Annotated in this window: 8 protein-coding genes; 6 read left to right on the plus strand and 2 right to left on the minus strand. The window is 72.2% G+C overall.

Annotated features, from left to right (window positions below):
* The first annotated feature begins 199 nt into the window (after window positions 1–199).
* Window positions 200–853: a S41 family peptidase gene (locus AC07AL_RS38190; RefSeq protein ID WP_478319543.1), complete on the plus strand. Its 654-nt coding sequence runs from the start codon at window positions 200–202 to the stop codon at window positions 851–853.
* 152 nt (window positions 854–1,005) lie between these two features.
* Here AC07AL_RS38190 and AC07AL_RS38195 read toward each other — a convergent pair whose 3' ends face one another.
* Window positions 1,006–2,643, minus strand: a complete 1,638-nt coding sequence (locus tag AC07AL_RS38195) for an alkaline phosphatase D family protein (RefSeq protein WP_363587850.1) — start codon at window positions 2,641–2,643, stop codon at window positions 1,006–1,008.
* Between the two features lie 510 nt (window positions 2,644–3,153).
* Between AC07AL_RS38195 and AC07AL_RS38200 the strand changes: the two genes are divergently transcribed.
* Window positions 3,154–3,609 carry a hypothetical protein gene (locus tag AC07AL_RS38200; RefSeq protein ID WP_363587849.1) on the plus strand — a complete coding sequence of 152 codons (456 nt, stop codon included), beginning with the start codon at window positions 3,154–3,156 and terminating at the stop codon, window positions 3,607–3,609.
* Between the two features lie 119 nt (window positions 3,610–3,728).
* Here AC07AL_RS38200 and AC07AL_RS38205 read toward each other — a convergent pair whose 3' ends face one another.
* Window positions 3,729–4,724, minus strand: a complete 996-nt coding sequence (locus AC07AL_RS38205; RefSeq protein ID WP_363632442.1) for a helix-turn-helix transcriptional regulator — start codon at window positions 4,722–4,724, stop codon at window positions 3,729–3,731.
* A 174-nt stretch (window positions 4,725–4,898) separates the two neighbouring features.
* Here AC07AL_RS38205 and AC07AL_RS38210 point away from each other — a divergent pair, with 174 nt between their 5' ends.
* From AC07AL_RS38210 to AC07AL_RS38225, 4 genes are all read left to right on the plus strand, one after another.
* Complete coding sequence (locus AC07AL_RS38210) at window positions 4,899–5,219, plus strand: hypothetical protein (protein ID WP_363632444.1); 321 nt, start codon at window positions 4,899–4,901, stop codon at window positions 5,217–5,219.
* Between the two features lie 195 nt (window positions 5,220–5,414).
* Window positions 5,415–5,675, plus strand: coding sequence for a hypothetical protein (locus AC07AL_RS38215; RefSeq protein ID WP_400810417.1), 261 nt, complete (start codon window positions 5,415–5,417; stop codon window positions 5,673–5,675).
* A gap of 225 nt (window positions 5,676–5,900) precedes the next feature.
* Window positions 5,901–7,667, plus strand: a complete 1,767-nt coding sequence (locus tag AC07AL_RS38220) for an NlpC/P60 family protein (protein WP_478319544.1) — start codon at window positions 5,901–5,903, stop codon at window positions 7,665–7,667.
* 145 nt (window positions 7,668–7,812) lie between these two features.
* Window positions 7,813–9,243: a transglycosylase family protein gene (locus AC07AL_RS38225; RefSeq protein ID WP_478319545.1), complete on the plus strand. Its 1,431-nt coding sequence runs from the start codon at window positions 7,813–7,815 to the stop codon at window positions 9,241–9,243.
* Window positions 9,244–9,475: the final 232 nt, after the last annotated feature.

The raw sequence follows: 9,475 nt of genomic DNA on the forward strand, positions 1-9,475 counted from the left end.
ATCCGCATATCGCATGCGAGACGGTCTACGCCGACAGGTGACCGTCCGTCAGTAAAACGGCAGATCCATCACCCCAAAGAGCAAATGTCAGTATGAGGGCCTGGACGAGCGGGGGCTGTGCGAGCGGGTCACGGAGGACTTGCAGGGGGTGTGTCCGGACAAGCACCTGCGGCTGCTGTGGAGCGAGGAGCCGCAGTCGATGGACGAGGAGCCGGAGGACGTCGCCCGGGCCCGGTTCGAGCGGTACGCCCGGGAGAAGAACTACGGCATCCGGCGGGCAGAGCAGCTCGACGGCAACATCGGCTACCTCGATCTGCGCATGATTCCCCCGGCCGGGGTGGGCGGTCCCGCGATCGCCGCCGCGATGCAACTGGTCGCTTCCACCGAGGCGTTGGTCATCGACCTGCGGCAGTGCAGCGGCGGTTCACCGGAGGGTGTGCAGCTGTGGTGCAGCTACTTCTTCGCTGACGACGAGGTGCACCTCAACGACATCTACGACCGGGCTACCGACTCCACCCGCCAGTACTGGACCCTCGGGCACCTCGCCGCGCCGCGCTATTCGGACCGTCCGGTGGCGGTGCTGACCAGCGACTTCACGTTCTCCGGTGGGGAGGAGCTGTCGTACAACCTGAAGGTGCTCAGGCGTGCGACGCTGGTCGGGCAGACGACGCGTGGTGGCGCCCACCCGACGGCCCGTATTCCTGTCGCGCCGCATGTGACGGTGACCGTGCCGGCGGCCCGCTCGATCAACCCGGTCACCGGCACCAACTGGGAGGGCGTTGGCGTGGAGCCGGACGTGGCGGTTGCCGCTGAGGATGCGCTGGAGAAGGCACTGGAACACCTTCGCGCGTAGTCGAGTCCCCCGGCTGCTCAGTCCTGAGCAGCCGGGGGGCCTATCGAGGCAACTGGTGCGGCGCGGTCACGCTCAAGGCTCAGCCACCACGTGGTCCCGCCGCCCCCGTGAGCGGCGGGACCCAAGGGGTGGCGGGACCAGGGGGTGGCGGGTCAGGCGGGGCGGATGCCCGGGTTGCCGGCCTCGGTGACGAAGGAGGCGGCGGTGGTGACGGTGCCGCCGGGGCGGGTGATGTGGGAGACGGCCCGGTAGTCGGCGCGCACCTGGTGGCGGTCCAGGGTGAGCGTGGTGTAGCCGCGCCGCCCGTCGTAGAACTTCATGTGCGGGTTGGCCGACATCAGGTTCTGCCAGTTGGACGGCCGCTCCTCGCCGTCGCCGTCGCTGCTGATCGAGGTGCCGACGAACTCCACGCCCACGGTGCGCGAGTCCGGCTTGTCGAAGTCGCGCTTGACGTCCAGGGCGTAGGCGACGTGGACGTCACCGGTGAGCAGCACCAGGTTCTCCACCCCGGCCCGGTCGACGGCGGCCAGGAAGCGCTCGCGGGCGGCCGGGTAGCCGTCCCAGGCGTCCATGGAGAGCTTGGAGCGCTCGGCGGTGGTGTTCTTGCGGCGGGAGAAGACGACCTGCTGCGGCACGACGTTCCAGGTCGCCCGGGAGCGGCGCAGGCCCTCGGCGAACCAGCGCTCCTGGGCGGCGCCCATCAGGGTGCGCCGCGGGTCCTCGGACTCCGGGGTGGGGTACTGCCAGCCGTCGCCGTTGGCCTGGTCGTCGCGGTACTGGCGGGTGTCGAGGATGTCGAACTGCGCCAGCTGCCCGAAGTGGACGCGCCGGTAGAGGGTGAGCTCGGTGCCGCGCGGCTGCGGCATCCGCAGCGGCATGTTCTCCCAGTACGCGCGGTAGGCGGCGGCGCGGCGGGCGATGAACGGCGCCGGGTCCTGGCCCTTCTCGGGGATGCCGGCCGCGTAGTTGTTCTCCACCTCGTGGTCGTCCCAGGTGACGTACCAGGGGTGGGCGGCGTGCGCGGCCTGGAGGTCGGGGTCGTTCTTGTAGAGGGAGTAGCGCAGCCGGTAGTCCTCCAGCGTGGCCGTCTCGTGGTCGAACAGCGCCGGCAGGGTGCGGTCGGTGTACTTGCGGTCGCCGCCCGCCGCGTCGATGCCGTACTCGTAGATGTAGTCGCCGACGTGGAACACCGCCGCCAGGTCCTCGTCGGCCAGGTGGCGGTAGGCGGTGAAGTAGCCGTCCTCGTAGGCCTGGCAGGACACCAGCCCGAAGCGGACGGCGTCCAGCCTGCGCCCGCGCTCCGGCGCGGTGCGGGTGCGCCCCACGGGGCTGCTCCAGGTGCCGACGGTGAAGCGGTACCAGTACACCCGGTCCGCGTCGAGGCCGTCGACGTCCACGTGCACCGCGTAGTTGAACTCGGCGTGCGCGCGGGCGCTGCCGCGCCGCACCACCTTGCGGAACCGCTCGTCGCGGGCCAGCTCCCAGCCCACCCGCACCGAACCGGTGGGCGGCAGACCGGCGCCGGGCTCCAGCGGGCGCGGCGCCAGGCGGGTCCACAGCACGACGGATCCGGGCAGCGGGTCGCCGGAGGCCACGCCGAGGGTGAACGGGTCGCCGGTGATGGCGCGCGGGCCGAACTCGGCGTCCTCGGCGTGCGCGGACGGCAGGTTGACGGTGAACGCCAGCGCGGCGGCGGCCGAGGTGACGGTGAGGAAGCGGCGCCGGTCCAGCCGCGCGGCGGCCTCGCGCAGCTGCTGGTCGGGGGAGGGGCGGTCGGCAGGGCGGGTCATGGGGTGAAGGCCTTTCGCTGCTCGGCGGTGTGCGAAGGAATTCGAGTGGACCGCGCCGTACGCCAGGGGTCGGAATTCCGGCAGCCGAGTGATCATCTGATGGGGGATCAGTGAAGGTCCGACAAATCCCCCCGGGTGGACGGAAACGGACGCGCGTAGCGTCACCCGCGCGACCGGTCCACTTGGCCTGCGGACGCAGGCCCTCCCGCCACCGTCCGGGCCCGCCACCGGCCCCGGCCGGCCCGCAGGCCCCGCACCGCGGCCGCCCGGCAAAGCCCCGAACCCGCACGAGGGGACGGCTGCTCCGTACCCGGAACGGGCCGCGCGACGAGATCCACCCCAACTGCACACAGGCGCTGGCAAAGTCAAGAAAAACCACCCGAACGGGGGGGTCCACTTCTACGCCGGAGGGCGGTCGTGATGTACAACACGCTGGCACCCCAAGCGAGTTGACTGATAGGAATCACCCCGGGGGACCCGACCATCAGCTCACACCTCTGGGAGGGAACCATGAAGAACCGCTTCGTACGTCGTGCGGGTGTTGTGGTGGCCGGCCTCGCCGTCCTGACAGTCGGCTTCGGCAGCACGGCGGCCATGGCGGCCGCCCCGGCCCCTGCCCTGGCCCCGGTCGCAGTGGTCCAGAACGTCACGCCCGCCATCACGGCCGTGCAGACCTGGACCTACGTCACCGGCCCGCTGGAGACCACGCTCACCCTCGACACCACCGCCCGCTCCGCGTCCATCGTGGTGTACGCGAACGTGCCGCTCCTCGGCAAGGTCAAGGTCGGCAGCGCCTCCGGCAGCCTGACCGAAGGCATCACCTTCCACCTGGGCCTGTCGCCGTTCGTCAACGGCACGCAGAGGTTCTACCTGGTCGGCGACGACGTGCACCTGTACTACGACTTCGACGCGCTCGGCAAGCACTACACGGGCGACGTCAAGCTCGGCACGCTCCCGCCGTTCTAGCAGCCCCGCTCCACACCTCCGGCGCCGCCCGCCGCCCCCGCGACCCGGGGGCGGCGGGCGGACCCACACCCGCACCAGCCGCCCGGCCCCCGCCACGGCCACCCGCGCGAACGCCGGCCCTACAACTGCTGCGGCAGCCAGCCGTTCTGCACCGCCCGCATCCCGAACTCGAAACGACTGCGCGCACCCAGCCGCTCCATCAGATCCGTCGCCACCCGCCGCGCCGTCCGCGACGACACCCCCAGCCGCTTGGCGATCGCCTCGTCCGTCAGCCCCTGCGCCAGCAACCGCACCACCGTCGCCTCCTGCGCACTGAGCCCGCCCTCGTCCCGCACCGCCGACGGCCCCAGCTCCCGCGCCTGACCCCACACGTGCTCGAACAGCGCGCACAGCGCCACCAGCGTCCCGTGACCGGTCAGCACGACCGCCCCCGCACGGGTGTCCTCCCCGCTCACCGGGATCAGCGCCGTCGCCCGATCGAAGATGATCATCCGGGTCGGCAGCTCCGGCACCGTCCGCACCTCCCCGCCCAGCTCCGCCAACCAGCCCACGTACGCCACCGTCGGCTGGCTGTTGCGCACACTGTCCAGGTACACCGTCCGCATCCGCACCCCCCGGCCCAGCAGATCCCGGTCATGCGGCCGGGACGCCTCGATGCTCTCCGGAGAATGCCCGCCACCCGGCGCGAAGGTCATGATCTCCGCCGTCAGGCCACGGGCCAGCGACGCGATCCGGTCCCGGATCTGGTCCAGGCCCACCAACTGCTCCACCCCCGCGTGCGAGGCGGCCGGCCGCAGATCCGCGTACTCCGCGATCAACTGCGCGGCCGCCGCCCGGGACGCCTCGATCCGCAGCTGCTGCGCCGCCAGATCCGCCTGCTGACGGGCCATCAGCAACTCCATGCCGACCTGCGGCGACACCGCACGCAGCTCGCCCTCCCGCTCGTAGGAGGGCCGGATCAGCGCCAGCTCGCTCAGCAGGTCCAGACAGCGCCGGACCTCCTCCTCGCTGCGCCCGAGCCGCTCCGCCAGCGCCCGCACCCCGTCGCCGGGATGCGCGAGCATGCTGCGGTAGACGCTCTCCGACACGGCATCCAGCCCGAGTGCGGTCAGCATGCCTCGTTACCCCCCGGTGTGTAAGGCCTGAATCGCCAATCGCTGCGTACGCGATCATCGCACGCGAGTGCGAGAGGGGGCCAGCAAGCGGTCCTGGACGGTTCCGGACACCGCCGGAACCGTCCAGGTTGATCCTCTATGCCGGGATGTCGACGGTTCGGCAGAGTCCGTTCCATGTACCTGATTCACGCCGAGATCCAGGCCCCGGCCCCGGCCCCGGCCTCGGGAGCAGCGCTCGCGCCCGACACCGCCGGGGTGCTGCTGGCGAGCGCGCGGCCCCAGGAGCGCATCGAACACGTCGCCGTGCACGAGGGCGCCGGGCCCGGCGCCGTCCTCGGCGTCTACCTGGTCGCCGGCCGGCTGAGCGCCGCCGAGACCGTCGTCGACGCGTTCTGCCGGCGCGCGGTCGAGACCGTCCCCGCGCTGCGCGGCTGGACGCTCACCCGCGTCGGAGCCCCGCTCGTCGCGCCGTTCTACGAGCGCCTGCTGGACTGATCCGGCCCGGCTGGACGGATCCGGACGCTGCCGTTTCCGTCCACCGGAGAACCCTTCCACCCGCCCTGAACTGCGACGAAGCTAGTACTCGCCAGCAGGGCCCACCGCCCGGAGGTAAACCGGCCGAGCGTCTACCGCGGGACGCGACACCGGACTCACCGCCACCCGTCCAGTTCTCGAAAGAGGTCAACTCCCATGCTTCGCACCCCGCTCGCCAAGGCCGCCGCGGTCGCCGCCCTCGCCCTCGCCGCCGCCCTGCCGATCGCCGGCCAGGCCTCGGCGAACACCATCTGGGACAGCCCCACTCCCGCCCCCGCCCCGGCCGCCACGACGGCGAACACCATCTGGGACGGCCCCGCCCCCGCGCCGGTCACCGTGACCCCGGCGAACACCATCTGGGACGCCCCGGCCCCCGCGCCGGCCACCGTGACCCCGGCGAACACCATCTGGGACTGACCCGCCCCGCGCCGGCCACCGCCGTGAACACCCTCCGGGACTGACCCGCCCCGCGCCGGCCACCGCCGTGAACACCCTCCGGGACTGACCCGCCCCGCCGCCGCCCGAGGCCACCCGACCGCTGCTCCTGCAGGGCAGCTGTCCGCCTCCGTCCGGGCCACGCCCCCCTCTTCCCGCGCCGGCCCCGGCGCCACCACCCCTTTCACCCTGTCAGGACGTGTCGTCGTGCCCTCCGCGCTCTCCAAGCTCGCCCGCGTCACCCTCGCCGCCTCCATCGCCGCCTCCGGCGCGATAGCCGCCACGGCCGTCACCACCACCGCGGCCCACGCCGCCGCCTCGTCCACCGTCGGCGGCCAGATCACCCGGTCGGAGATCATCTCCCGCGCCCAGTACTGGTTCAACCAGAACCCGGGCCTCACCTACAACCAGGGCGCGACCTTCCCCGACTCCAGCGGCCGCTACTACCGCAAGGACTGCTCCGGCTACGTCTCCATGGCCTGGCACCTGGGCTACAGCGCCACCACCCGGTCCATCGCCGACTCCGAGACCTACCCGATCTCGCGCAGCGACCTGCGCCCCGGGGACGTCCTCAACAGCTACTACGACCACGTCCTGCTCTTCGAGAAGTGGGACGACCCCGGCCACACGACCTTCTCCTACTACTCCTTCGGCTCCACCCCGGTGAAGCACATCACCGGCGCCTCCATCAACGCCGCGAAGTTCGACTCGCACCCCAACGGCGACTACAAGGCGCTGCGCTACAAGAACGTCGTCGAGGACGTCAACACCTCCCCGTCCTCGCTGCCCTCCGGCACGCTGGTCAAGTCCCCGAACGGCGCCTCGGTCAAGGTCATCATCAACGGCGCGGGCCTGCCGGTCGCCGGCTCCGACGTCGCCCCCGACGGCTACGACCTGAGCAAGATCGTCCAGGTCGACGACGGCGCCTTCAACGCCCTGCCCACCGTGCCGCCGCCCGGCACCGTGGTCCACGACCAGGCCGGCGGCTCCTCCCGCTACGTCGTGGTCGGCGGCGCGGCACTGTTCATCTCCGGCGCGGACTGGACCGCCGACGGCTACAACACCCGCGCCGACATGGGCGTCCCGTCCAGCTGGCTGCAGGGCGCGATCAACACCGGCCCGGCCACCGGACTCGTCGTGATGGACCAGTCCGGCACCGACGCCGGCCGCTACGTCGTCGTCAACGGCACCGCCATGCACATCTCCGCCGCCGAGTGGACCGCCGACGGCTACAACACCCAGTCCCTGATGGGCGTGCCCAGCGACTGGCTGAAGGCCGCCATCGCCAAGCCCATGCCCAACGGCACCGTCCTGATGGACCAGTCCGGCACCGACCCCAGCCGCTACGTCGTCGTCAACGGCGCCGCCGTGCACATCTCCGCCGCCGAGTGGACCGCCGACGGCTACAACCTCCAGTCCCTGATGGGCGTGCCCGGCGAGTGGCTCAACACCACGGCCAAGAAGACCGTCCCGGACGGCACCCTGATCAAGGGCCAGGCCGGCACCGACCCGTCGATCTACGTGATGGCCAACAACTCCGCACTGCCGATGACCAGCGCCGAGTTCACCACCGTCTACGCCAACCAGCCGGTCCTGGGCGTCCCGGAGGAATGGGAGGCCGCCGAGGTCGCCCGCCCGCTCGCCAACGGCACCCTGATCACCGACGCCGCCGGCACCGACTCCACCGTCTACGTGATGGCCGGCGGCCTGGCCGTCCCGCTCACCTACGCCGACTTCACCGGCTACGGCTACGACAAGCTGCCGCTGCGCGGCGTCCCCGGCAACTGGGAGCAGTCGGCCGCCGCCAAGAGCGCCCCCGCCGACGGCACCCTGCTCCAGTCCTCCGACGGCCCCACCGTCTGGCAGGTCGTCAACGGCGGCAGCAAGAAGGCGGCCGCACCCGGCTCCTACAACGCCGCCGACGTGGTGAAGGTCCCGACCGCGCTGACCGCCAAGCTCCCCACCGTCGCCTGACGCACCCACCCCGCCAGGGCGGCCCGGCCACCGCAGGCCGGGCCGCCCCGCGCCCGCACGCACCGCACCTGCACACACGTACCGCGCCCGCACGCACCCGCTCGTCCGACCAGCCAACCCGCATCTGCCCAGGGGGACTTCCGTCATGACCGCCGCCGCCCGCAAGACACCGGCCCTCGCCGCCGCCACCGTGCTGCTCGCCCTCGCCGCCCCGCTCGCCCTCGGCGGCCAGGCCTCCGCGGCCTCGGTGTCCACCTGGGACAAGGTCGCCCAGTGCGAGAGCGGCGGCAACTGGAGCATCGACACCAACAACGGCTACTTCGGCGGCCTCCAGTTCTCCCAGAGCACCTGGCTCGCCTACGGCGGCAGCCAGTACGCCCCCTACGCCAACCGGGCGACCAAGCAGCAGCAGATCCTGATCGCCGAGAAGGTCCTCGCCGGGCAGGGCCAGGGCGCCTGGCCGCACTGCGGCCCGGCGGCCAACCTGGGTGCCGACCACGCCAACCCCTACCCGGCCGGCACCTCCTACCCCGACCCGGCGTCGCTGCCCACCGGCACGCTCGTCAAGTCGCCCAACGGCTCCTCGGTCAAGATCCTGATCAGCGGCGCCGGCCTGCCCGTCACCGGCTCCGACGTCGCCCCCGACGGCTACGACCTGAGCAAGATCGTCCTGGTGGACGACGCCCGCTTCAACGCCCTGCCCACCACCCCGCCCGAGGGCACCGTCGTCCACGACCAGGCCGGCGGCAACGCCCGCTACGTCGTCGTCGCCGGCGCGGCGCTGTCCATCTCCGGCGCGGACTGGACGGCGGCCGGCTACAACACCCGCCCCGACATGGGCGTCCCCACCGCCTGGCTGCAGAACGCGCTCACCAACACCCTCCCGACCGGCCTCGTCGTCCACGACCAGGCCGGCGGCAACGCCCGCTACGTCGTCGTCTCCGGCGCCGCCCTGCCCATCTCCGGCGCCGAATGGACCGCCGACGGCTACAACACCCGCGCCGACATGGGCGTCCCCGGCGCCTGGCTCGCCTCCGCCACCCAGGCCACCGTCCCGAACGGCACCGTCGTCAACGGCCAGGCCGGCACCGACCCGTCGATGTACGTCATGGTCAACGGCACCGCCCTGCACATCTCCGGCAGCGAGTGGACCGCCGACGGCTACAACACCAAGACCCTGATGGGCGTGCCCGAGGCCTGGCTGCAGGGCGCCGTCGCCAAGCCCCTGAAGAACGGCACGGTCCTCACCGACGCCGCCGGCACCGACTCCACCGTCTACGTGATGGCCGGCGGCCTGGCGGTCTCCCTGACCTACGCCGACTTCACCGCCATGGGCTACGACAAGCAGCCGCTCATGGGCGTCCCCGGCACCTGGCTGGGCGCGGCCGCCGCCAAGAGCGCCCCCGCCGACGGCACCCTGCTGCTCTCGCCCGACAGCCCCACCGTCTGGCTGGTCGCGGGCGGCGGCAAGAAGGCCCTCACCGCAGCCGACTTCGGCCCCGGCAAGTACAGCCCCGCCGACGTGGTCAACGTCCCGACCGCGCTGACCGCCAAGCTCCCGACCGCCACCGCGTAACCCCGGCCCCCGACCACCCCGAGCCGCCCGGCCACACCCGCCGGGCGGCACGGGCGCGCCCCGGAGACGCCCGAAACCCGCGTGCCCCACCGGACACCGCTCCGGTAGCCTGCAGACCATGTCGAGCCCCGAGGCATCCCTTGGGTTCTAGCGGTCGTCGCAACACCCGAGCTCAAGGTGTGCGATGGACTTCGAGATCCGAGGGGACCGGAAGCCGCAGGGGCCCAGGAAG

Source organism: Kitasatospora sp. NPDC043949, from assembly GCF_056435365.1.

What these genes read in the sequence shown, in the direction of transcription:
- AC07AL_RS38190 (WP_478319543.1), top strand. Translation starts at nt 200, where the DNA reads ATGGACGAGGAGCCGGAGGACGTCGCCCGGGCCCGGTTCGAGCGGTAC.
- AC07AL_RS38195 (WP_363587850.1), bottom strand. Translation starts at nt 2,643, where the DNA reads ATGACCCGCCCTGCCGACCGCCCCTCCCCCGACCAGCAGCTGCGCGAG.
- AC07AL_RS38200 (WP_363587849.1), top strand. Translation starts at nt 3,154, where the DNA reads ATGAAGAACCGCTTCGTACGTCGTGCGGGTGTTGTGGTGGCCGGCCTC.
- AC07AL_RS38205 (WP_363632442.1), bottom strand. Translation starts at nt 4,724, where the DNA reads ATGCTGACCGCACTCGGGCTGGATGCCGTGTCGGAGAGCGTCTACCGC.
- AC07AL_RS38210 (WP_363632444.1), top strand. Translation starts at nt 4,899, where the DNA reads ATGTACCTGATTCACGCCGAGATCCAGGCCCCGGCCCCGGCCCCGGCC.
- AC07AL_RS38215 (WP_400810417.1), top strand. Translation starts at nt 5,415, where the DNA reads ATGCTTCGCACCCCGCTCGCCAAGGCCGCCGCGGTCGCCGCCCTCGCC.
- AC07AL_RS38225 (WP_478319545.1), top strand. Translation starts at nt 7,813, where the DNA reads ATGACCGCCGCCGCCCGCAAGACACCGGCCCTCGCCGCCGCCACCGTG.